The 23,349-nt window shown below is 61.6% G+C and carries 21 protein-coding genes; 4 read left to right on the top strand and 17 right to left on the bottom strand.

Features of this window, described 5'->3' with window-relative positions; all coding sequences use genetic code 11:
• Positions 1–23: 23 nt before the first annotated feature.
• From O9X62_RS09245 to O9X62_RS09235, 3 genes are all read right to left on the bottom strand, one after another.
• Positions 24–1,091: a hypothetical protein gene (locus O9X62_RS09245; protein WP_269532529.1), complete on the bottom strand. Its 1,068-nt coding sequence runs from the start codon at positions 1,089–1,091 to the stop codon at positions 24–26.
• 152 nt (positions 1,092–1,243) lie between these two features.
• A complete protein-coding gene (locus tag O9X62_RS09240) occupies positions 1,244–2,536 on the bottom strand; it encodes a GGDEF domain-containing protein (RefSeq protein WP_269532528.1) in 1,293 nt (430 codons plus the stop codon).
• A 20-nt stretch (positions 2,537–2,556) separates the two neighbouring features.
• On the bottom strand, positions 2,557–4,053 hold the full coding sequence (locus O9X62_RS09235; RefSeq protein WP_269532526.1) for a glycoside hydrolase family 13 protein: 1,497 nt from the start codon (positions 4,051–4,053) through the stop codon (positions 2,557–2,559).
• Between the two features lie 74 nt (positions 4,054–4,127).
• Between O9X62_RS09235 and O9X62_RS09230 the strand changes: the two genes are divergently transcribed.
• Together O9X62_RS09230 and O9X62_RS09225 are read left to right on the top strand one after the other, a co-directional pair.
• Complete coding sequence (locus tag O9X62_RS09230) at positions 4,128–4,613, top strand: YajQ family cyclic di-GMP-binding protein (protein WP_269532525.1); 486 nt, start codon at positions 4,128–4,130, stop codon at positions 4,611–4,613.
• 147 nt (positions 4,614–4,760) lie between these two features.
• The gene (locus O9X62_RS09225) at positions 4,761–6,977 is read left to right on the top strand and encodes a carbohydrate binding family 9 domain-containing protein (RefSeq protein ID WP_269532524.1); all 2,217 of its coding nucleotides are present in this window, start codon (positions 4,761–4,763) and stop codon (positions 6,975–6,977) included.
• Positions 6,978–7,040: 63 nt separating this feature from the next.
• Here the strand turns inward: O9X62_RS09225 and waaF are convergent, their stop codons facing one another.
• The 3 genes from waaF to O9X62_RS09210 are packed head-to-tail and all read right to left on the bottom strand — an operon-like array spanning position 7,041 to position 9,277.
• Complete coding sequence (gene waaF, locus O9X62_RS09220) at positions 7,041–8,099, bottom strand: lipopolysaccharide heptosyltransferase II (RefSeq protein ID WP_269532523.1); 1,059 nt, start codon at positions 8,097–8,099, stop codon at positions 7,041–7,043.
• Positions 8,100–8,102: 3 nt separating this feature from the next.
• Positions 8,103–8,306, bottom strand: a complete 204-nt coding sequence (locus O9X62_RS09215; protein ID WP_269532522.1) for a zinc-finger domain-containing protein — start codon at positions 8,304–8,306, stop codon at positions 8,103–8,105.
• Positions 8,307–8,356: 50 nt separating this feature from the next.
• Complete coding sequence (locus O9X62_RS09210) at positions 8,357–9,277, bottom strand: branched-chain amino acid transaminase (protein ID WP_269532521.1); 921 nt, start codon at positions 9,275–9,277, stop codon at positions 8,357–8,359.
• Between the two features lie 113 nt (positions 9,278–9,390).
• Here O9X62_RS09210 and O9X62_RS09205 point away from each other — a divergent pair, with 113 nt between their 5' ends.
• Positions 9,391–9,798 carry an MAPEG family protein gene (locus O9X62_RS09205; protein ID WP_269532520.1) on the top strand — a complete coding sequence of 136 codons (408 nt, stop codon included), beginning with the start codon at positions 9,391–9,393 and terminating at the stop codon, positions 9,796–9,798.
• Here the strand turns inward: O9X62_RS09205 and O9X62_RS09200 are convergent, their stop codons facing one another.
• From O9X62_RS09200 to O9X62_RS09185, 4 genes are read right to left on the bottom strand one after another with little or no spacing between them, the layout of a single operon-like run.
• The gene (locus tag O9X62_RS09200) at positions 9,799–10,164 is read right to left on the bottom strand and encodes a hypothetical protein (RefSeq protein WP_269532519.1); all 366 of its coding nucleotides are present in this window, start codon (positions 10,162–10,164) and stop codon (positions 9,799–9,801) included.
• Positions 10,161–11,444 carry a diguanylate cyclase domain-containing protein gene (locus O9X62_RS09195; RefSeq protein WP_269532518.1) on the bottom strand — a complete coding sequence of 428 codons (1,284 nt, stop codon included), beginning with the start codon at positions 11,442–11,444 and terminating at the stop codon, positions 10,161–10,163. The genes O9X62_RS09200 and O9X62_RS09195 overlap by 4 nt, the downstream gene beginning before the upstream one ends.
• 38 nt (positions 11,445–11,482) lie before the next feature.
• A complete protein-coding gene (locus O9X62_RS09190; RefSeq protein WP_269532517.1) occupies positions 11,483–11,968 on the bottom strand; it encodes a dihydrofolate reductase in 486 nt (161 codons plus the stop codon).
• The gene (locus tag O9X62_RS09185) at positions 11,968–12,762 is read right to left on the bottom strand and encodes a thymidylate synthase (RefSeq protein ID WP_269532516.1); all 795 of its coding nucleotides are present in this window, start codon (positions 12,760–12,762) and stop codon (positions 11,968–11,970) included. Before O9X62_RS09185 ends, O9X62_RS09190 begins: the two co-directional genes overlap by 1 nt.
• A gap of 278 nt (positions 12,763–13,040) precedes the next feature.
• Here O9X62_RS09185 and O9X62_RS09180 point away from each other — a divergent pair, with 278 nt between their 5' ends.
• Positions 13,041–14,141 (top strand): extracellular solute-binding protein, encoded by a 1,101-nt coding sequence (locus tag O9X62_RS09180; RefSeq protein WP_269532514.1) that lies wholly within the window; start codon positions 13,041–13,043, stop codon positions 14,139–14,141.
• A gap of 149 nt (positions 14,142–14,290) precedes the next feature.
• Here the strand turns inward: O9X62_RS09180 and argS are convergent, their stop codons facing one another.
• The 7 genes from argS to O9X62_RS09145 form a co-directional block, all read right to left on the bottom strand.
• A complete protein-coding gene (argS, locus tag O9X62_RS09175; RefSeq protein WP_269532513.1) occupies positions 14,291–16,006 on the bottom strand; it encodes an arginine--tRNA ligase in 1,716 nt (571 codons plus the stop codon).
• A gap of 104 nt (positions 16,007–16,110) precedes the next feature.
• A complete protein-coding gene (locus O9X62_RS09170; protein ID WP_269532512.1) occupies positions 16,111–16,509 on the bottom strand; it encodes a response regulator in 399 nt (132 codons plus the stop codon).
• Positions 16,510–16,624: 115 nt separating this feature from the next.
• Complete coding sequence (gene aroA, locus O9X62_RS09165; protein WP_269532511.1) at positions 16,625–17,935, bottom strand: 3-phosphoshikimate 1-carboxyvinyltransferase; 1,311 nt, start codon at positions 17,933–17,935, stop codon at positions 16,625–16,627.
• A gap of 94 nt (positions 17,936–18,029) precedes the next feature.
• A complete protein-coding gene (pelG, locus tag O9X62_RS09160; RefSeq protein WP_269532509.1) occupies positions 18,030–19,400 on the bottom strand; it encodes an exopolysaccharide Pel transporter PelG in 1,371 nt (456 codons plus the stop codon).
• Positions 19,400–20,947 (bottom strand): GT4 family glycosyltransferase PelF, encoded by a 1,548-nt coding sequence (pelF, locus tag O9X62_RS09155; protein ID WP_269532508.1) that lies wholly within the window; start codon positions 20,945–20,947, stop codon positions 19,400–19,402. Before pelF ends, pelG begins: the two co-directional genes overlap by 1 nt.
• Positions 20,944–21,942 (bottom strand): hypothetical protein, encoded by a 999-nt coding sequence (locus O9X62_RS09150; RefSeq protein ID WP_269532507.1) that lies wholly within the window; start codon positions 21,940–21,942, stop codon positions 20,944–20,946. Before O9X62_RS09150 ends, pelF begins: the two co-directional genes overlap by 4 nt.
• Positions 21,939–23,345 carry a PelD GGDEF domain-containing protein gene (locus O9X62_RS09145; RefSeq protein ID WP_269532506.1) on the bottom strand — a complete coding sequence of 469 codons (1,407 nt, stop codon included), beginning with the start codon at positions 23,343–23,345 and terminating at the stop codon, positions 21,939–21,941. Before O9X62_RS09145 ends, O9X62_RS09150 begins: the two co-directional genes overlap by 4 nt.
• Positions 23,346–23,349 lie beyond the last annotated feature (4 nt).

The following is a 23,349-nucleotide window of genomic DNA, read 5'->3' as shown; positions in this document are numbered from 1 at the left end:
TTTGCTTGCGCGCCGGCGCAGCTTTATTTGGCGCGGATCACCGAGCCGGTAGCCAACTGAGCGCCACGTACCAGATCAGACTGACGCTGACGGATCAGGTCGTAGAGCTTGATGTCCTGCTTCTGCAGATAGTCCACCAGCAGCCAGCCGGCATAACGGTAACGGGCCAGTTGCTCGACACTCGGGTTCGCCGGTGCAGGCTCTGCCAGACGGGAGATCACTTCCTTCAGATCGTCCTTGCGGCTGGCGGTCAGTTGCTGCACCTGCTCTTGGCTCAGGCCCAGATAGACGTGTGCCGGTTGGTTTTCGATCACGGCGGCGATCATGTGGGCGGCTACGCCTTCCTGGATGATCAGCTCAACCAGCGAGCGCGGACGGTCACCCCAAACGGCGGCATTGGCCAGGAAATGGCGTGACAGCGTCCGGGTGAACGGCAGCAGCATCGTGTCGAAGTTCTGTTCCAGCGGGAAATAGAAGTTCAGGTGCGTGCCATCCCACTCGCTGCGATACGAGGGCTTGAAGGTATCGACATACACGATGTAGCGCAGGGCAACCGGCTTTTCCAGATAGACCAGATTGGCCAGCGCGGTATTGATGGCCGACAGCGTGGGCTGCAGACCGGCAGCACCCTGGCGGATCTGCGGCATGAGCGGCTCATACTTGGGCCAGGCATCGAGCAGTGCCTGCTTGCTGGCGGCCTCGTCGCTACCCGTGGTGTAGGGTGAGGTGTCCTTGTAGATCTTCCAGCGGATATCAGCCAATTGTTCGGGGGTGAGCTGAGGCAGCTGCGGCTTGACCTCGGGTGCCTTGGCATCCTTCTTGTCCGGCGTGGCCGGTGGTGCCGGCGGCGCAATAGGCGTGCTCAGGTAGGTGGCCAAGGTGTCGTAGTTCTTGGCAAAGGCAGTCGAGTAGTCACGCAGGGCGACATTGACCACGGGCGCTGTGGCGGGTGCCGGGGCGGCAGTCTTCTTGTCTGCCTTGGCGGCCTTGGCCGGCTTGGTGGGCTTTTTGGCAGCCGCGGTATCGTCGGCTGCGGCAAAAGCAGTGCTGCTCGCGGCGGCAAACAGGGCGGCCAGAATCAGTTGACGCATGGGTACTACTCCGTTGGATTTATTGTCAAAAGCAGCCCGGCCGCAGCCGGAAAAGCCCGCTATTTTACCTCTGCAGGCGGTGACGTGCACTCGGGAATGATGCGGGGAGCCCGAGCCGCCTGCTTGGCCAGCCCGGTGCAGTGGCAGGGATCCTACCTGCAGATGCGGTTGCGGCCGCCCTGCTTGGCTTCGTACAACATGGCGTCAGCCTGCAGGAACAACGTGCTTTCGGTCTGGAACTGCGGGTAGCTTGCCACCCCGCCGCTGAACGAAAACTGACGCATATCGCCGGCCGCCACCTCAAAGCCGAGCTGCCCGAAGGCTAGCCGCATGGCGTCCATACGTTGGTGCGCGGCGGCACCATCACAGTTCCACAGCAAGAGCACGAATTCTTCACCGCCAAAGCGGCTTAACAGATCATCGGCACCCACATGGGCATCCAGCAGCAGTGAGAGACGCTTGATGACGATATCCCCGAAGTAGTGGCCCCAGGTGTCATTGATGGTCTTGAACTTGTCGATATCGATCACGGCCAGCGACAGCGGCACACCGGCCGCCGCAGCCTGGCGGATGGTTTCCTGTGCCCGCCGCTGGAAGCCGACCTTGTTCAGCAGGCCGGTGGCGCGATCACGGCTGATCAGGTTTTTGTTCACGCGGGTCTTGAGCAGGCGGTTGAGCATCTGCCGCGTCAGGATGTCTCGATCCTTGAGTAGCATGATTTCATCGAAGCCGCTTTCGATACCCTGGCGAGAGACAAGGGCATCGGGTTTGCCCTGGAGCAGCACGATCTCCATGCTGGGATCGACCTCGATGTTCTTCTTGAGTACCTGTGCGACCACGGGAGTGCGCATGAAGAACGTATCGTCAATGATCACCACGTCAGGACGATGCTGCTTGACCATCTGGTGCAGGGTCTGCGCATCCTCGTGCGGAAACACCTCCACGGCAGCCTCACGCAGCATGCCCGTATCAAAGGCATGACGATCACCCAGATACACCACGCGGCTCCGCTCGGGTGAGCGCTTGCGCGCAAACAGGTTGAACAGCTTGTCGATCAGCACATCATTGGCGATTGGCTTTTCTGCATAAGCGAGGCAGTTGTTCTCGACCAGCGTGCGCTGGAGCAGGAAACGACCACTCTGGCGGGCGGTTTGCAGGTAGACATACTCGCGCCCGGCCGGCAGGCGCTTGAGCAGATCGCCCAGAAACATGGTCCGGTTGCTCTCGGTCTGCATGTTGTTGAGCACATCCAGATCAATGACGTAGAGATCGTCATCACTCGCGTGATGCAGCTGGTCGACAAAGTCGGCCAGCTGATCAAAGAACGCGATTTCAAAATCGTACTTATGCGCGCACTGGAGCAGCTCTTCCCGGTTGTCCTTGATGAAAAAGGTCTGTGCCAGAAAGTAGGCTGTTCGCTGGTATAAAAGCTCGCTATCCGCCATGGTCTGCTCGTGCGCCGCGTTCAGCTGCGATTTCGGGGTTTGAAGAAAGTGTAGTTCTGGTAAGGCTCGTATGCCTGATAGATTGCAGCGCTGTGCGGCGCTATATCGAGCAAGACACTGGCGGCCTGCACCTTGGTGTCGCTACTGGTGCCCAGCGCATCCTTTAGCGGCACGCCGTCGTACCAATGCGAATACGGCAGCAGCAGGCGGGTTTGCAGGGGCTGGTTGCTCAGGTTCACCACCACCAGCGCGGCTTCGCCGGGCTGGTCGGTATGGCGCAGGAACACCAGCGCGTTGCCGGCGAGGCGGTCGCCCAGCACGGTGACGTCGCCGTACTGCAGTGCCGGGTTGCCTTGGCGGATGGTGATCAGCTGCTTGACCAGCGCCCGCTGGGCCTGGTTCCACTCCGCCTCGTTCCAGCGCATGGGGCGACGGCAATCAGGGTCGGCCCCGCCCTCCATGCCGATCTCCTCGCCGTAGTACAACAGCGGTACACCCGGCATGGTCATCAGCATGGCCAGTGCGAGACGCGATTTTTCAATGCTGCCCACGGTAGTAATCAGGCGCGGCGTGTCGTGGCTGGACAGCATGTTCCAGCTGCACAGCAGGCCGGGCAGGCCGTAGGCGGCACGGGCATCGGCCAAGGCACGGTTCATCTGTACGGCATCAATCTCGCCGGCCAGCCAGGCCAGCGTGGCGGTGCGGTACCAGTAGTTCATCATGCCGTGGAAACCGCCGCCGGCCTGGAACCAGCTGCCCGAGAAGCCGTTGAGTTCGCCGAGCAGGATGGCATCCGGGAAGTGGGGTTCCACACAGCGGCGCATTTCCTGCGCCACTTCAATGCCCACATCCTGGGCCACATCGAAACGCCAGTTGTCGATACCCTTGCCGAGCCAGTACTGCACCAGGCTATCGGGCTTGCGATACAGCACGTCGCGCACCGCGCCGTTGCTGAGGTTCAGCTCGGGCATGCTGCCGAAATCCTGCCAGCACAGATAGCTGCCATCGGCACGGAAGCTAAACCAGTCGCGCTTGGCGGCATCGCCCGCCTGCGCCGCTTTGAACCAGGGGTTCTGGTCCGAGACATGGTTGAGCACAGCATCCAGCGTCAGCGTCATGCCGCGTGCATGCAAGGCGCCCGTGAGTCGCTGCAGGGCGGCATCGCCACCGAACATCGGGTCCACGCTGAAAAAGTCGACCGCGTCGTATTTATGATTGCTGGGCGCGGTGAATACGGGTGTCAGGTACACACCGGTGATGCCAAGGTCTTGCAGATAATCGAGCTTGTCGGCAATGCCGTCGAGGTCGCCACCGTAGAACTGCTGGCCCCAGGGCTGGTTCAGTGTGCTCTCGTCCCAATCCCGCTTGACGACGTCAGCACGGTCGTAAGCGGCTTGGGCCAGTTTTTCGGCGCTGCTGAGGCCGTTGCCGATGGCAAAGCGCTCGGGAAAGATCTGGTAGACCACCTGACTGGCGGTCTTGCGGGTCAGGGCATCAAGCGGGGTGGCTGGATTCATGGTTCACTCGGGTAAAATGTGGTTTTTATCGATATCGCCGCCGGCCAGGCTGGCTGGCCAGGGAGAATGGAATTATGCCGTCTTTCGACATCGTGTCCGAAGTGGATCAGGTAGAAGTGCGCAACGCGGTCGATCAGACCAATAAGGAAGTCGGCAACCGTTTCGACTTCAAGGGCTCGGATGCTCGCGTCGAGCAGGCCGAGAAAGTGCTGACGCTGTTTGCCGATACCGACTTCCAGCTCGATCAGGTCAAGGAAGTGCTGGTGGGCAAGCTCGCCAAGCGTGGCATCGATGTGCGTTGCCTCAAGGAGGGCGACCTGGAAAAGATCAGCGGCAACAAGGTCAAACGGACCATTACCGTGCGTGTGGGTGTGGAGACAGAGCTGGCCAAGAAGATCGTCCGCGTGATCAAGGATTCCAAGCTCAAGGTGCAGGCCAGCATCCAGGGTGAGACCGTGCGCGTATCGGGCGCCAAGCGCGACATCCTGCAGGACACGATTGCGCTGGTGCGCAAGGAAATCAGCGACTTCCCGCTGCAATACCAGAACTTCCGCGACTGATACGCAAGCCGGCTGCCGCAGCGCATCCGGCGAAATGACGTTTTATCGCCAGCTTGGCCGCTTTATCGCAGCGGTCGTGCTGGCGAGAGGGCGCTTACGTACAGTGCGCGGCCAATACACAACAGACCGCCACGACGAGAAGCGCTCATGAAAAAACTGACTCTGGCCTTGCTGCTGGCCTTTTCTACCCCCGTACTGGCCGACATGGCCGCCTACCGGCTCGCGCCCGGCGAGACAATCAGCCCCGATGGCAAACTGGACGACGCCGCTTGGCAAAAGGCGCCGCGCAACGCCCAGTTCTATGAACACACCCCCAACGACAACCGCCCCGCTGGCATGCCCACGGCGATGCGGATTGCTTACGACGACCAGTATTTCTACGTGGCACTCGAAGCTACCGACCCGAACCCGGCCGATATCCGCGAGCCATTCGCGCGCCGCGACAAGGTGCTCGGCGATCAGGACTTCTTTGTTTTCTATCTGGACCCGACTGGCGACGGCAAGGCCGCCCAGTTCTTCCGCGTGAACCCGCGCGGCGCAGTGGGCGACGGCATGTTCACCGATGGCGGCGGAGAAGATTTCTCGCCCGATTACGATTTTGACGCCGCAGGATCACGCACCGAGAGCGGCTGGACAGCCGAGCTGCGGATTCCGTTCTCGTCTCTGGCCTATAACGGCAAGGGCAAGGATTGGCGCGTGATGGCATTGCGCAGCCTGACCCGTGGCGACCGCTACCGCCTGACTAGCGGCCCGGTGCCGCGCGATTCACGTTGCTTCCTGTGCTACACCACGCCCGTGACGGGCATGACGCCGCCGGAGCCCGGCTTCAACTGGTCGGTGACGCCGCAATTGCTGGCCCGCCAGGCCGAGTTGACCCGGCCCGATGGCAGCAAGACGCGCCATAGCGATGTGGACGTTTCCATCGACGCCAAGCTGCGTCCACGCTCGGACTGGGTGGTGGACCTGACGCTGAATCCGGATTTCTCGCAGGTGGAGCTGGATGCGCCTGCGCTGGCGGGGAACAGCCGCTTTGCCGTGTTCTTCCCGGAAAAGCGACCGTTTTTCCTCGAGGGTGCCGATCTGCTGCAGGCGCCGTTCCCCGACGATGCCACGCTGCAAGTGATCCACACGCGCTCGATGACCGATCCGGACTGGGGCGTACGCGCTAGCTGGCGTGGTACAACGGCCGATGCCACGGTGATGACGGCGCAGGACAAAGGTGGTGGCTTGGTGGTGAACCCCAGCGCCTATGGCAACGGTTTCGCCAGCCAGGATTTCCGTTCGCAGGCCACGATTGCGCGCGGCAGCCTGCGTCAGGATCGCTGGCAGTTTGGCGGGGTGTTCACTGACCGCACCCTGGAGCAGGGCCGTGGCTATAACCGCGTGATCGGCGCCGATGCCAATCTGCAAGCCAGCGATTTCACCCGCTTCCGCGGCCAATTGCTGCTCAGCGATACCACGGCCCATGTGCAAGCCGATGGCACCCTGGCGCGTGGTGCGGCGCGTGATGGCCACGCCCTGTATTTCGACGCCAACCATCAGACACCCGAGTGGAACCTGTTTGCGCGCTACAAGGATATCGGCAAGGACTTCCGCGCCGATAACGGCTTCATTACCCAGACCGGCATCCGCAGCCTGGATGTGAACCTGAATCGCAAATTCAATCACGAGGGTGCCTGGCGTGAGCGCAACCCTTACCTGAATACGGGCGTGGTGCAGGATCGCGACGGCAACACGGTGTCGCGCCATGTCTCGCCGGGATACTTTCTGGCCGGCCCTTATGACAGCTTCTTCAATCTCGAGTGGCACGGTAACGAGCGCACCCGTGCAGCGGCGGGCGGCCCCTTGCTGAAGCGCGACTATGTGCATCTGTCGGCCGATGGTGCGCCATCCAAGCTGCTGAACCGCCTGACGGTGCGGGCGGATCTGGGCGATCAGGTGGACTACGAGAATGGTCGGGTCGGCAAAGGGGGATATATGTCGGTATTCACCCGCATTCGCCCGCATGAACGTATCGAGATCGAGCAGTTCCTTGAGCGCGTCTGGGTAGATGGTGCCCAGGTGACGCCTGACCGTGCCTACCGCGAGATGGCCTATCAGTGGAACTCCATCTTCCACTTTAGCGCGCGTGATACTGCGCGGCTGATCTGGCAGCATCGCGACATTGCGCGTAACCCGGCGGCCTACGCAACGACCGTGAGTCTGGGTGAAAAGCGCGATACGGTGTCGTTGGTATACACGCATCGCCGTAGCTCGGGCCGGGCGCTGTATGTGGGCGCGACGATGGCTGATGGCCGCGACAAATCGGCCTCGGGTAGTACCAAGCAGCGCGAGCTGTTCATCAAGGGTTCCTGGCAGATCTGATGTGCCGGGTTGGCCGGGTAGCACCCAACAAAAAAGCGCCTCACGGCGCTTTTTTGTTGGGCTTTAAACTGCCGCAACCGGGATGTACGGGCTGGCCGGCGTGCCGGGCGGCTTGGTCAGCGTGCGCGCAATGGCGGCTTCGACCTGATCGCAGCCGAGCTTTTCCATGCAGTCAAAATGCTTGAGCGGGCAGTTGCGCTCGAAACAGGGGCTGCACTCCAGATCCAGCGTGACGACCTCGGCGCGCTCGTTCAGTGGCGGCGTGAACTCGGGGCTGCTGGACCCATACAGCGCCACCAGCGGACGCTCCAATGCGGCAGCCACATGCATGAGGCCCGAATCATTGGTGACGACCAGATGCGCTAGCGAAAGCAGATCAATGGCCTGTGCCAGCGTGGTACGGCCCGCCAGATCCACCAGCGGCACGCCCGCCATACGCGCAATGGCCTCGGTTTCGCCGCGATCCTTGCTGGAGCCGAACAGCCAGATGGCATAACCCTGCGAGCTGAGCCGGCGTGCCAGCTCGGCAAAGTGCCGTGCCGGCCAGCGCTTGGCCGGGCCGAACTCGGCGCCGGGGCAGAAAGCAACCACGGGCCTGTCCAGATCCAGCCCCAGCGCCTTGAGGGCGGCCTGTTGCGATTCGGGGCGGATGGTCAGATGCGGTGCCGGCACCGGGCGTGGCAAGGGCTTGCCACCGGGTTCGGCCAGAATCGCAAAGCGCTCCACCATCATCGGCAGGGCTTTAGGGTCCAGCGTGCGGATATCGTTGAGCAAGCCGTAGCGCGATTCGCCCACAAAGCCGGTGCGGATGGGCACGCGAGCAAACCAGGGGACGAGTGCCGATTTGATCGAGTTAGGCAGCAGGATGGCCTGATCGAACTTGCGCTTGAGGCTGCGCCCGAGCTGCCAGCGTTTGCCCAGCTTGAGCGCGCCATGGCCGAAGGGGTTGCGCAGCGTGGCGTCCACCTCGGGCATGCGCTCAAGTAGTGGCAGCGTCCAGTCGGGCGCCATCACGGTCAGGTGTGCGTCAGGCCGGTATTGCTTGATGCGCTGGTACAGCGGCTGGGCCATGACGCTATCGCCCACCCAGGCGGGGGCGACGACGAGGATGCGATAGTGCATCGATCAGTGACCGTGACCGACCGGGCCACCCTTGAGTACGTACTTGGTGCCGCAGTACGGGCACAGCGCCTCGCCCTTGGCCTCGATGGGCAGGAACACGCGCGGGTGGGCATTCCACTTGAGCATGGAGGGCATCGGGCAATGCAGCGGTAGATCGCCGGCTTCGACTTCGATGTGCTTCTGGGTGTTTTCTTTGAGTTGCGTCATGGTGTTTCCCGTTGGAAGCAAAGGGCGGGCCGTGCGGCCCGCGTGAACACTTAAACCAGCGTCAGCCAGCCCGCGTGCTTGGCCGACTCACCCTTCACGGCTGCGAAGTAGGCGGCTTGCAGCTGGGTGGTGATCGGGCCGCGCTTGCCGTCGCCAATCGGGCGGCCATCGAGTTCGCGGATGGGCGTGACTTCGGCAGCGGTGCCGGTGAAGAAGGCTTCATCCGCAATGTAGACCTCATCGCGGGTGATGCGCTTCTCGATCACTTCGTAACCGTGCTCGGCAGCCAGCTGGAAGATGGTGTCGCGGGTGATGCCGGCGAGGCAGCTGGTCAGGTCCGGCGTGTAGATCTTGCCCTTGCGAATCACGAAGATGTTTTCGCCCGAGCCTTCAGCCACATAGCCATCCACATCCAGCAGCAGCGCTTCCTCGTAACCGTCGCGCACGGCTTCGGTATTGGCGAGGATCGAATTCATGTAGTTGCCGTTGGCCTTGGCCTTGCACATGGTCACGTTGACATGGTGGCGTGTGAACGACGAGGTCTTCACGCGGATGCCCTTGTTGATGCCGTCGTCACCCAGATACGCACCCCACGGCCAGGCGGCCACGATCACGTGCACATCGCCCTTGGGCGGTGCAATGCCGAGTTTGCCCGAGCCATAGAAAGCCATGGGGCGGAAGTAGCACGACTTGAGCTTGTTCTCGCGCACCACTTGCTTGTGCGCTTCGTTGATCTGTTCCTTGCTGTAGGGCAGCTCCATGCCGAGGATCTTGGCCGAGTTGAACAGGCGGTCGGTGTGATCCTGCAGGCGGAAAATCGCCGGGCCCTGGCTGGTTTCGTAGGCACGCACGCCTTCGAACACGCCCAGACCGTAATGCAGGGTATGCGTCAGCACATGGGTGTTTGCATCGCGCCAATCGACCAGCTTGCCGTCGTACCAGATGAAACCGTCGCGGTCGGCCATGGACATGGTGTTGCTCCTCTAATTGTCAGCAATCGCAAAACCGGCATTTTAGCCGTTTGAGCGCCCATGCTCCATGCCGTGTTGCTGCTAAGATCGGACATCTAACCTGGAGTTACGACATGGCGATTGCCTATGCATCGATGCTGATTGTGGCCCTGCTGCCATTCATCTGGATCTACTTTGCCAAGTTCGGCGGCAAGCATGAGGACGGTACACCCCGTCGCTACAACAACTACGCGCCGCGTGCGCAGCAGGCCAAGCTCGAGGGTTTTGCTGCACGGGCCTTGTGGGCACACAACAATGCCTTCGAATCGGCCCCAGCGTTTTTTGCGGCAGTGCTGGTCGCGGTGCAGGCAGGTGTGCCAGCCGACCAGATCAACACTGCGGCGCTGGTGTTTGTGATGGCCCGCGTGCTGCACGGCGTGCTGTATCTGGCCAATCTGGCCTGGCAGCGTTCGCTGGCGTGGGTGGTGGGTTTGCTGGCGGTGGTCTATCTGTTCGTACAGGCCATCAGCCGCGTTGCATGATCAGTTGCGCGCTGCAGGCTGCCCGCTGGTATCGGGCTGCAGCAGTGCCCATAGCGTGTAGATGCCCAAGGCGGTGCCGAACGGGAAGTTGATCAGTTCGAGTATGCCGAACACGATGACCCAGATGCGGGCACCGCGGCTGCCGCGCAGCAGCATCAGCCCGGCAATCAATTGCCCCACCGCCAGCAGCGCAAATGGTGCGGCCAGCACACCGGCTGTACCGCCAATGATTTGCATGGCGGTGCTGTCGATGTCCGCAAACTGCATGATTGCCCCGGTAAACAGCACCAGTACGGCCAGAACAAGCAGGAACAACAGGGCAAACACGATATGCAGCGTGGCAACAATGCGGTAGTGGAGGTTCATGGCGTCGCGGTGTCTTCGTGATGGTGTGCCTCGGCCGAATACACCGCATAGCGGTGTTTGCCGCCGAACTTGGCTTGATACATGGCGATATCGGCATGACGACGCAGGGTATGCAGCGATTCGCCATGTTCAGGACATAGCGCGATCCCGATACTCGCCTGCACACTGACCTGATGGGTACCAATCTCCACCGGCTGAGCCAGCGCGCCGAGCATTTTTTCCGCGACCGCAATCGCATCGCTGCCCTGCTGCAGATTGGCCAGCAGCACCATGAACTCATCGCCGCCCTGACGGGAGACGGTATCGGTAGCGCGCACACAGTTGCTCAGCCGCTTGCCCACCGTGCGCAGCAATTCGTCGCCGGCATCGTGGCCCAGCGTATCGTTCACGCGTTTGAAGTCGTCCAGATCAATGAACATCAGTGCCAGCTGGCGCCCATGGCGTGCGCGCTGCTTGAGGGCCTGTTCCACATGCTCAGCAAACAGGAAACGGTTGGGCAGGGCGGTCAGCGTATCGTAGAAGGCCAGATACAGCACGCGTTCCTCGCTGAGCTTGCGGGCTGTGATGTCACTGATGAGTGCAAATACCGAGGTGACCCGGCCTTCCTGATCCGATAGCGCCGAGATGCTTACCTCCACGGCAATCCGCTCGCCATTGGCGCGGCGCAAACCCAGTTCCACCTTCTGGTTGGGCAGGTTGTGCCAGCGGTCGCGCAGTGCATGCAAGGCCGCCAGACTATCCTCCGTGACCAACTGTTCGGCCCGTAGTGCCAGCAGTGCATCGCGGTGGTACATCAGCAGATCGCACAGCGCCGGGTTCACATCGAGCAGCTCGTTCATGCCTGCGTCGAAAAGCGCGTAGCCTTCGTTGGCCGTTTCGAGCACGCGGCGGTGCCGCAGCTCGCTTTCGCGCAGGGCTTCTTCCTGCAGGCGGCGTTCGTGGATATCGGTGGTAGTGACCAGCAGGATCGACGCACCGTCGATCTCGCACAGGCGCGCGGCCAGCAGCACCCAGACCCGCTGCCCGCCCGAAAGACGTATGCGCGCCTCGAACTGGCGGATGAAGCCGTTATTACGGGCAATCAGCAGGAACTGGCGTGCCAGACTCGGGTTGTCGAACAGCTCGCGCAGACCCGGTTGCTCGGATTGCAGACCGAGCGTGTCGCGTGCCAGCTGATTGAACGCGATGATGGCGCCTGTATCGCTGTCCACCGCCAGCAAGGGGAGCGGTGACAGGCGAGCCATCTCGGCAAACAGGGCGGCAGTGCGTTCTGGGGTCATCAAGGCGTAGGCTGGTTAAGGGCGCAGGCCCGTACAGATTAGCCGGGCCGACGCTCGTAGACCACAAAACTATAGGCGAAATCCGCGGATTCCCGATGTTCTCTGCGGAGTTCGGTAAATTGCTCGCGCGGCCATGCCGGAAAGAATGCGTCGCCCTCGACCTCGGCCTCGATCTCGGTGAGATAGAGCCGGTCGGCACGCGGCAGCGCTTCGGCATACAGTGTGGCGCCGCCGATCAGGAACACCTCGTTCGCTTTACCCGCTGCGGTAATCGCCTCGTCAATCGAGTGCACCACGGTCACGCCGTCGGCATGCCAGGCTGGATCGCGCGTCACCACGATATTGTGGCGACCGGGCAGTGGCCGGCCGATCGAGTCATAGGTCTTGCGACCCATGATGATCGGATGCCCGCTGGTCGTGGCCTTAAAGTATTTGAGGTCGTCCGGCAGGTGCCAAGGCAGGGTGTTGTTGATCCCGACCGTACCGTTGCGGGCCAGTGCAGCAATCAGTGACAGCTTGGCCATTACACGGCCACCGGGGCTTTGATGGCCGGGTGACTCTCGTAGCCTTCCAGCGTGAAATCCTCGAACTTGAAGCCGAAAATGTCCTTCACTGCCGGGTTCAGCTTCATGGTCGGCAACGGCAATGGCTCGCGGCTCAGTTGCAGTTGCACCTGCTCCATATGGTTGCTGTAGATATGGCAATCGCCACCGGTCCAGACGAAGTCACCGGGCTGCAGATCGCAGACCTGCGCCACCATCAGCACCAGCAGCGCGTAGGAGGCGATGTTGAAGGGCACGCCCAGGAACAGGTCGGCGCTACGCTGATACAGCTGGCAGCTCAGTTTGCCGTCGGCCACGTAGAACTGGAAGAACGCATGGCAGGGCGGCAGGGCCATGTTCTCGATCTCGCCCACGTTCCAGGCCGAGACGATGAGCCGGCGTGAATCGGGGTTGCGCTTGATCTGGTCGATAAGCTGGCTGATCTGGTCGATATGGCGCCCATCGGCCGTGGGCCAGCTGCGCCATTGCACGCCGTATACCGGGCCTAAGTCGCCATGTTCGTCGGCCCACTCGTCCCAGATGCTGACGCCATTGTTCTTGAGGTAGGCGATATTGCTGTCGCCCTTCAGGAACCACAGCAGCTCATGGATGATGGACTTGAGGTGCACCTTCTTGGTGGTGACCAGCGGGAAGCCCTCGGCCAGATTGAAGCGCATCTGGTGGCCGAATACCGATTTGGTGCCGGTGCCGGTGCGATCAGTCTTGGTGGTGCCGTGGTCGAGGACGTGCTGGAGCAGGTCGAGATAGGTGCGCATGCGGGGGAGCCTTGAGGGACAACATCGACTTGAGGCATACAGTTTATCAGCGGCAGCCCGCTGCGGATTGGTCTGATTTACCCGAATCCGCATCAGGGCTGTTGCAAGGTCGATACAGGCCCGTGTCGATGCGGGTGCGCGGCAGGTGCCGATTGAGAATTATTTGCCATTGCATGCTGATCGCATGGTGTAATGTTGCCCGCCGAATGCTGCTTCGGATCAAGGTTTGACGGGGATTTCCCGTCGTGTACCACCACCACGTTTACGGAGTTTTCCCCATGGCTCAACTGTCTTTTGCGCCCAAGCTGATCGGCGCGCTTGTTGGTGCTGCTGTCTGTGCAACCGCCCAGGCTGCCGGCACGGTGAATGTGTACAACTGGAACGACTACATCGCCGAGAACACCATCGCCAACTTCGAGAAGTCGGCCGCGGTGAAGGTGAAGTACGACATGTTCGACAGCGTGGAAACGCTGCAATCGAAGATGCTGACCGGCAAGTCGGGCTACGACGTGGTGTATCCGTCGGCTGACTATGCAGGCAAATGGATTGGCGCCAAGGTATTCCAGCCCATCGACAAGACCAAGCTGCCTAACCTGGCCAACCTGAACCCCGAATTCCTCAAGAAGCTCGAAACCGTCGACCCGGGTAACAAGTTCCTGGTGCCGTACATGTGGGGCACGATGGCCTTCGGCATCAACGTCGACAAGGTCAAGAAGGCGCTGGGTAACGAGCCGATGCCGGCTGACGAATGGGACCTGGTCTTCAACCCCAAGTACACCAGCAAGCTCAAGAGCTGCGGCATCTCGTTCATCACGATGACCAAGAACCTGTTTGCCATGGCCAACGTGTACAACGGCAAGCCCGCCAACGATTTCTCCAAGGAAAACGTGGCTGCTGCACTGAACACGCTCAAGGCCGTGCGCAAGGATGTGCGCGTGTTCAACGACAGCCCGATCGATCTGCTGGCTAACGGTGACGTCTGCGTCGCCATGGCTTACAACGGCGACGTGTACATCGCCAAGGATCGTGCCGCTGCTGCCAAGAAGCCCCAGAACATCGAGTACGTGGTGCCGGCCAAGGGCACGATCATGTGGTTTGACGTGATGGCTGTGCCTAAGGACGCCAAGAACGTTGAAAACGCCCACAAGTGGATCAACAACATCCTCGATCCGAAGGTCGTGGCCGACATCACCAACACGGTGAGCTACGCCAACCCGAACGCCAAGGCAACGGGCCTTGTGGACAAGAAGATCTCGGGCGATGCCAAGATCTACCCGACCGCCGCCGCCCTGCAGAAGCTGCAGCCGCTGGCCGTGATCGATCTGCCCACGCAGACCGCTCTGACCAAGGCATTCAACCAGTTCAAGACCGCCAAGTAAGCTAGGCGTTGCGAACAGCAAAAAGGCCGGGATCACTCCTGGCCTTTTTGTTTGTGGCGTGCGATGCGTAGGGTGCAATAAACGCAACGCATTGCACCGTATGGCACGCGAACGATTCGGTGCAATGCGGCCTAGGGCCTTATTGCACCCTACATCGTTTCCAGCACCTCGATACCCAAGAGGCCCAGACCGGTAGACAGCGTCTTCGCCGTCAAGTCGCACAGCTTCAAGCGCGAGGGGTTGGTCACGCCGTCCTGAATCACCGGACAGGCTTCGTAGAAACGCGAGAAAGCCGTGGCCACGTTGTACAGATAGGCGCACAGGAAGTGCGGCATGCTGTCGCGCGCGACCTGGGTGATGGTGTCTTCAAAGCGGGCCAGCTCCAGCGCCAAGGCGTGCTCGGCGGCTTCCACCGGCAGTACCGTCGCGTTCTGGTCCCAATCCCCGACCTTGCGGAAAATGCTCTTCACGCGCGTATAGGCATATTGCAGATACGGCGCCGTGTTGCCCTCGAAGCTCAGCATTGCATCCCAATCGAAGATGTAATCGGTATTGCGATTCTTGCTGAGGTCGGCGTACTTGAGCGCGCCAATGCCCACGGCGGCGGCAATCTGGCGGCGGCTGGCTTCGTCGCTGTCCGGGTTCTTGCTGCTGACCAGTTGGTAAGCACGCTCAATGGCTTCATCCAGCAATTCGCCGAGCTTCACCGAATCGCCCGAGCGCGTCTTCAGCGGCTTGCCATCCGGGCCCATGATGGTGCCGTGGCCGATATGCTCAAAGCTCGCGGCGTCGGACAACCAGCCGGCCTTGCGGGCCACCAGGAACATCTGCTGGAAGTGCAGCGCCTGGCGTGAATCGACCACGTACAGACAGCGGTCGAGCTTGAGTTCACGCGTACGGAAACGCACGGCGCCCAGATCAGTGGTGGCATACAGATAACCGCCACCCTGCTTTTGCACGATGAAGGCGGCGGGTTCGCCTTCCTTGTTCTTGTACTCATCCAGAAACACGACCTGCGCACCCTGGTCTTCGGTCAGCAGGCCTTGCTCGCGTAATTCGCTCACGATGACGGGCAGGTCGTCGTTGTAGAAGCTCTCGCCACGCACATCGCCGTTGTCGAGCAGCAGGCCCAGCTTTTGGTAGATGGCATTGCAGTGTTCGAGCGAGATGGCCACGAACTGCTTCCACAGGGCTAGTACTTCGGCATCGCCGCCTTGCAGTTTGACCACATATTCCCGCGCGGTATCGGCAAAGGCGGCGTCTTCGTCAAAGCGCACCTTGGCCTTCTTGTAGAAGGTATCCAGATCCTTGAGTTCGAAGTCGGCTTCACCATGGTTGCGGGTTTCGACCATATAGGCCACCAGCATGCCGAACTGGGTACCCCAGTCACCCACATGATTTTGGCGGATCACTTCCTGGCCCAGAAAACCGTGGATGCGTGCCAGCGAATCGCCAATGATGCCGCCACGCAGATGGCCGATATGCATTTCCTTGGCCAGATTGACCGAGGAATATTCCACCATCACGCGCTGGCGCGGCTGTGCGGCAATGCCCAGTCGCTCGGCGCTGAGGGCGGCCTGTACGCGCTGGCCCAGCCAGGCATCGGCGAGTTTGATGTTGATGAAGCCGGGGCCGGCGATGTCCAGCGCGGTGGCAATGCCCTGTAGATCAACGGCGTCGATCACCTTTTGTGCCAATTCGCGCGGGTTCAGCTTGAGTGCTTTGGCGGCACCCATTACCCCGTTCATCTGGTAGTCGCCAAACTCGGGACGGCCGGCCATCTGGACCAGCGGTTGGGCGTCGGGCGCACCCACGGCGGCCAGCGCGGCAGCGAAGCGTTGATTGAGCAGGGCAAGCAGGGACATGGCGGAATCCTGAAATGGCAAACCCCTCCGCAGAGGGGTTTCGGTGAAGTACCGTGATTTTACGGGCAGGCCTTGCAGTGGGCAAATGCTGCCCGTGTCTGCGCTTATTTCATTTTGCCCTTACGCAGGGTCGAGATCAGCTTCAGTTCGAGCATGGAGGCGTTGTAGGGCTTGATCAGGATTTCGGTCACGCCGCTTTGCGCAATCGATTGCAACTCGCCCCGCTCGTTTTCCGAGGTGATCATCAGTACGGGCAGATGCTTGAACTGTTCGGAAGCACGGATAGCCCGCAGCAGCTCCAGACCGGACATGACCGGCATATGCAGATCGGTCAGTACCACATCGACCTTCTGTTTGTTGAGGATATTGAGCGCGTCCTGGCCTTGGGTTGCGCCGGTGATCCGTTCGGCACCCATGGCTTTGAGTTGCGCGGTTATGACTTGCCGCATAGAGGCGGCATCTTCGACGACCAGAAAGTGCAGGGATTTGATGACGTCTTGCATGGGACACCTGTTTATCAGCAAAAGATAATATTCAGATTCAGAATATTTTCCCTTGCCGCGTTATGCAAGTGCCCATGACCGGCAAGGTGGCGGGAGTCCGCCACCTCGTCATGACTTAGCGGGTAATGGTGCCGAGTACGTCGAAATACTCGGGGAAGGTCTTGCCCACACACTTGGGATCGTTGATGCGGATGGGCGTGCCACCGACGGCAACGAGCGAGAAGCACATGGCCATGCGGTGGTCGTCGTAAGTGTCGATCACGGCGTTGGGCGTGAGTGTGGCGGGCGGGGTGATACGCAGGTAGTCCGCGCCTTCTTCCACCATGGCGCCAACCTTGCGCAGCTCGGTTGCCATGGCGCTGAGGCGGTCGGTTTCCTTCACACGCCAGCTGGCGACATTGCGGATGGTGGTGGTGCCATCGGCAAACAGCGCCAGCACGGCGATGGTCATGGCGGCATCGGGAATATGGTTCAGGTCGGCATCAATCGCCTTGAGCTTGCCGCCGCGTGCTGCAACGGGACCGGAGGATTCGATCCAATCTTCGCCCAGCGCAATCAGCGCACCCATCTGGGCCAGCGTATCGGCAAACTTGATATCGCCCTGGATCGAATCCGCACCTACGCCTTCGACCCGCACCGGACCGCCGCCGAGTGCACCAGCCGCAAGGAAGTACGAGGCCGAGCTGGCATCGCCTTCCACATGGATCGTGCCGGGGCTACGGTAGCTCTGGCCGGCGGGTAGATGGAATTCGCTCCAGCCACGGCGCTCCACCGTGATGCCGAAGCGGCGCATCAGGTTCAGGGTGATTTCGATATAGGGCTTGGAGATCAGCTCGCCGGTGACTTCGATGATGGCGTCTTCGCCGGTCAGCGGTAGTGCCATCAAGAGGGCGGTGAGGAACTGGCTCGATACATCGCCACGTACTTTGGTACGCAGGCCGGGCTTTTCGTTGTGCTGGTTCTGCCAAGGCTTGATCGCCAGCGGGGGGTAACCATCGTTACCCAGATAGTCAATCTGTGCACCCAGTTCGCGCAGCGCATCCACCAGATCGCCAATCGGCCGCTCATGCATGCGTGGTACGCCACTGAGCTGGTAGTGACCACCCATCAGCGCCAGTGCAGCAGTCAACGGGCGGAAGGCGGTACCGGCGTTGCCAAGGAACAGATCGGCTTGCGCGATCGGAAAGCGGCTGCCCACGCCCTCGACGCGGTAATCACGCTCGCCGGTCTGGGTCCACTGCACGCCGAGCGCGGTCAGTGCTTCGAGCATGCGTCGCGTGTCATCCGAATCGAGCAGGCCGCGCACCTCGGTCGTGCCGTTGCTGAGTGCCGCCAGCAGCAGCGTGCGGTTGGAGATGCTCTTGGAGCCCGGCAGACGGATGGTGCCGGCGCTGGCAAGGCTGGGGGCGAGATCGAGGTATTCCATGGGCGAGAGACCGATGCTGCAGTGCAATGAAGGTCAGCGAGTGTAGCTGTTGCGGTGGGGGCGGGAAAAGCTGACGTTCACGGCAATGGGCCGCTTATTGCAGCATGAACGTCTCGTATTCCAGGGTTTCGAGCTTGCGATCGAGCAGCAGCATGGCCACGGTCACGGTCAACAGCATGGCTGCGGCAAAGCCATAGCCGAAGAAGGAAACGCCCAGCCACAGGCTGATCAGTGTGAACACGGTGTTGGAGACCAGCAGCAAGGTGGTAAGGAAAAGCACGATGCGCCGCCGGTCGATGTAGAAGAACACATTGAGCAACCCGAGGAACACCACTTGCAAGCCGGCGGATACCACGTCCACGTAGAGCATGGGCAGGTGCAGGCGGGAGATGTTCAGCGCGTCCAGCAATACTGGGGCAAGGGCAAACACCAGCAGGATGGCAATCCCCTGGATCTTCACGATCTCGGCAATGCCCTGGCGGACGGTGACCACCATTTCATTGCGCATCTCCTCGATGTACTGGAGCGTCTCGCCCTCGCGCACGGCGTTGTAGAACTTGTCGTAGTACTCGACAAAGTCGGTTTCCATGCGGACCAGGAACACGGCCATGCCGGGAATGATGCTGAGGTAGGCCAGAAAGATGGGGAAGTCGTACATCTCCGAGGCGCGCAGCGGCCCGATGACCTGGCTGGAGGTGTAGGGGTAGAACCAGAAGATGAACTTGTCGGCCCAGACGGCCAGGTTGTAGATGAAGCCGGTCCACACCAGGCTGGGGTAGGTGCGAAAGATATCCAGCCACTGGAAACTGCCGAAGCGCTGCGCCGGGAACTCGCGGAACACCAGGGCCATCATGCCCCACAGCAGGATGCTCTGACCGAGGAAGAAACCGCCGAGCAAGCCTTCCAGTCCGAAGGGGCGCATGGCCAGCGCCGCTACCACCGTGATCGTGTAACCGATCAGGAACAGCAGCAGGATGGCTTTGTAGCGCTTCATCCCCGACAGGAAGATGGCGGTGATCCAGATATCCGACATTACCACGAAGGAGCCCGTGAGCAGGAGCCGATAGGTGATGCTCTGCTCGGGAAACAGGAAGATGGCGGCGAGCCCGCCGAGCAGGCCGGCAATGATGGTGACGGCTGTGAGGACTCCGTTGAAATTAGGCAAGACCACATGGTCTTCCTGGCTGAACAGTCGGTCGGCAATGAAGCGGGTGAAGCCAAGCTGCACAAAGCCGGTGAGGATGAGGCTGATCGCCATGATGTAGGTCACGCTGACCTGGAACTGGGCGATCAGGTGGTTGGGCACCACCACGCTGAGCGAGAACAGACCGATCATGAGCACGCCCATGATGGACAGTACCCAGGGTCCGGAGCTGATCAGCCCGGCGTACAGGTAGCCCCGTACCATGCCGAAGTAGCCCTTGCGGTTGAGGAGCTTGCGCAGCTCAAAGCCGATACCGGCCATCAGGCAGCCCCCTCGCCGGCGCTGGCGGGGGCATCCAGCAGGCCCTGATACAGCTCGCGGTAACGCCCGAACATCAGGTCATCGGTATAGAAACGCTCCACGCGCGCGATGGCGGCGGCCTGGCAGGCTTGCCAGGTCTCGAAGTGGTTGAGCAGGGTCAGGCTGGCGCGGCCCAATGCTTCGGGGTTGGCAATCGGCACCACGGCGCCGGAGGGCCCCAGCGCCTGGTCGGCTTCGGTCAGGCCATAGACCAGCTGGCTGCAGGAGCCGACATCCGTAGTCACAGCAGGAATCCCGGCGGCGTAGCCTTCCAGCAGCGATAGCGGCAGGGCCTCGGAAATCGAGCTGAGGATCAGCAGCTTCACCTTGGGGAAGATGTCCTCGGGCTTCTGGAAGCCCAGGAACTTGACGTTATTGATGAGCCCCAGGCTCTCGACCAGATTCCGGCATTCCTGCGCGTAGCCGGGATCTTCGTTATCCGGGCCGACAATCCAGCCTTCGGCATGCGGGAGCTCATTGGCCACCGTGCGCATGGCGCGGATGAAGGTCTTGATGTCCTTGATCGGCACCACGCGACCGAGCAGGCAGAGGATGGGTGGGCTCTCGGGGCTGTCTTGCCGCATGGGCCGGATCGGCGCAAAGCGCTGGAGCTTGATGCCGTTGGGAATGTTCAGTGTCCGCTCGGGCGGGGCGCCATCATCCACTTGCCGCAGGCGGTTGTTCTCGTAGAGTGCGACGATCTTGTCAGAGGCTTCATAGCAGGCCAGCCCCAGGCCCTGGAAGAAGCGTATCCACAGATTGCGGAAGTAGGAGAGTTCGCTGGCGCTCTTCTGGAAGGTATCGCGGTTGTCCTTGACCCAGTTGCTCTGGAACAGGTCGATCTTGCGTTCCTTGGTATAGATGCCGTGTTCGCTGGTTAGCAGTGGCTTGCCATGACGGTGCTTGAGCAGGGCGCCCAGATAGCCGGCATACCCCGTGGAGACGGTGTGGTAGAGCCGCACCGGAATCAAGCCGTGCACGATACGCGCCAGCATCCACAGGGGTTCGTGCATGGAGCGCACGGTCCAGAAGTAGTCCACGAACGAGGGGTCGGTACACCGCTCGCGGTATTGCTCGCAGATGTAATCCCAGCTGGTGCGGGCGTACAGGAACTCGGCTTCGCCCACATCTCGCTTGTCGAGCAGCAGACCCGCCAGCGCGCTGAACACCTGTTCGCCGCCGCAGGCCTTGCCGGAGCGGAACCAGTCATGCAGATCGCGCACGGCGGCCATGGTTGCCGGGTCGCCCTTGCGCGGCCGTGTTTCCGATTCACCGTGCTTGCTGTGCAGGAAATGGGTTTCCAGATGCACCACGTTCTCCGGCATCTGGTAGCGCGGGTCGCCATATTCCTCCGGTTTGGACCCGATGAAGACGATGGCAAAGCGATACTCGGGAAACGCATTGAGCATCTGGTGCACCCAGCTCGATACCCCGCCCGAGATGAACGGATAGGTGCCTTCGAGCAGCAGGGCGATATCGGCCGATTCGGCCTGGCGTAGTACGGTCATGTTGTCGGGGTATCCGCCCAATAGCGACGCATGGCGTGGATCTGCGGTGGCAGACCCGACGCGGGCAGTTGCGCCATCAGGCTGCGTATATCGTGGTAGCGGCGCTGGCGCCATGCCAGCTCGGCCAGAAAGGGGATCACGTTGGTAGGTGCCTGGCCGAAAGACTGCGCGGCCATGAAACAGGGGCGAGCCATCTCGGGCTGGCCGCTAGCCAGACGGATTTTGCCCAGGAGCAGCCACAGGCCAGCGTCTTCGGGTGACTTGTCGAGGCAGCTGAGGACCAGCCGTTCGGCATCGGCGAGGGTGTGTCGACGCATGTCGCCGAGTACCAGTTCGTTGTGCACGAGCTCCCAGTGCAGCTGCGCCAGCATGTGATCGCGCTTGAGCCGCGCGGCCGCGTCGGCCGGCTCTTCCTGTCGCAGCCGGTGGATATGCTCGCTGATTTCTTGTTCCTGATTGGACAAGATGCCGTAGGCCAGCAGGCGGATGTCGTCCACATCGCCACTGAGTGCCTGATGCAGCAGGGGGTTGGCCATCCGTCTTGGCATGGCCTGCGTGGTCAGCAAGGCACGCAGACGTACATCGACCTGCGCCCGCGGGTTGAGCATGAGCGCCTTGATCCCGCCCGCCGCATAGCCACGCTGCTTGGCCTGCAGACCCGAGCGATAACTGGGCGGTTCAACCTGACCATAAGGCTCGAAGCTGCGCTGGGCCTTGACGAGGCGCGACAGAATGACCGCCAGCGCAATGCCCAGGACGCTCACAGCAGGGATGAAGAAGCACAGCGAGAAGAACAGTGTCAGTGCCCGCCAGGGGGAGATCCGGTACTGCGGCGGCAGCAGCTTCATGCCCGCCAGCGCGAAGCCGGCGCAGGCAAGCGCATGGCTGCCCAGCAGCAGCACGACCTGCAATGGACCGGGGTCACCCATGATGAGGGCCGACAGCGCCCCGACATCAATGCCGGCCGCCAGGATCAGCAGGCGGTCGTAGATCATCCGGCCACCTCTTGGAGCGGCGCGAGCGCACGCTTCATCACCAGGACCGGGTTGCGACCCGTCAGTACTTCGGTGTGAACGGTGCTGTGGTGCAGGCTGAAGTTGGGCCCGTACAGCTCGTTGGCCCAACTGCCGATGCGCTCGACATAGCCTTCCACGCCAGCAGCATTGGTCATGGGCAGCAGGGTCAGCACGGCATGCCAGTCGGGCCCGTGCATGAGCCAGACACTGTCCAGTCCGCGTCGCAAGCGACGGATACCCTCGGCGGCATCGGCCGCCTGGGGGGTATGGCGGAAGACTTGCAGCACCAGCCAGCTCTCCACCCGGCCGATCTGGCTCAGGTGCAGCAGGCGGCCGACCTCTTCGGCAAAGTCAGCCGGGCAGTCCGGCAGTTCAGCCTGTATGGCCTGCAGGCTGCTCGGGGCTACGAGGCTATCGGCAAAATAGGCGACCATGGCGGCCAGCATCAGCAGGGTTTCTTCATGCAGTGAGAAGAAGCCGATACGGCGCACGGCGATCAGGCCCAGCATGCGGTCGTCGGCCGTCATGATGGGAACGACAACCTGGTAAGCGGACGGTTGCTGGCGGTCCAGAATCTCGGTCTGCACGTGCGTCAGTACCCGGTTTTCAAGGGCTGCGAGCACCATGGGGTCGTCGGCAACCAGCGGGTGGCGGATAGGCTGCCCATCGAGACCCGGCAAGCTGCCCTGATAGGCCACCGGACGCAGATCGTCACCGGGCACGCGGTAGCACCCGGCTTCATCCACGCCGCAGAACTGCGAGAGCAGGTTCAGCATGGCATCTGCCTGGGCGCTGCTGAACCCGCCCACCAGACGGCCGGTCAGCCTTGTCTGGCTATCGATCTGCGCCTTCAGCGAGCTGAGTGCATCGCGCATGGTGGTGGGCTTGAGCAGGAACTCGTGCTCCAGCCGGTCGTGCGACAGACGCATCAGGTAGTACTGGTTGGAAACCCGGCGCAGGCGCTGGTACAGATAGGCATTGCTTTCCTGCACACGGCGCAGCCTGAGTTGCCAGGCGCCGGCATATTCACCGGCAATCATCGTGGCGATCAGGCCACCCAGAAAGTACAGCTTGGGAAAGTCCTGCACCGGGCCGGGGCCATGGTCATAGGCCAGCCACCACGCGGCCATCATGATTGCGGCACCGCCCAGACCGGGGAGCACGCCGTAGCGCAGGGCCAGCAGCAGCGGTGCAAACCAGGGCCAGGGGAAATCACCACGCAGCGCCAGCGGGTCCTGTGGGTTGATGAGGTAGCTCAGGCACAGCATGGCAGCGGTGAGTACCGTCGTCTCCACGACCAGCCAGCGCGTGGGTAGCGCCTCGCCGGGGGCAATCAGCTGACCCAGCAGCAGTCGCAGGCGCCGTAATAGTCGGTGTCGCATCGTT

The sequence above is a fragment of the Chitinimonas sp. BJYL2 genome, from assembly GCF_027257935.1.
GTDB lineage: Bacteria > Pseudomonadota > Gammaproteobacteria > Burkholderiales > Chitinimonadaceae > Chitinimonas.
This window is presented reverse-complemented; position numbering and strand designations above follow the sequence as displayed.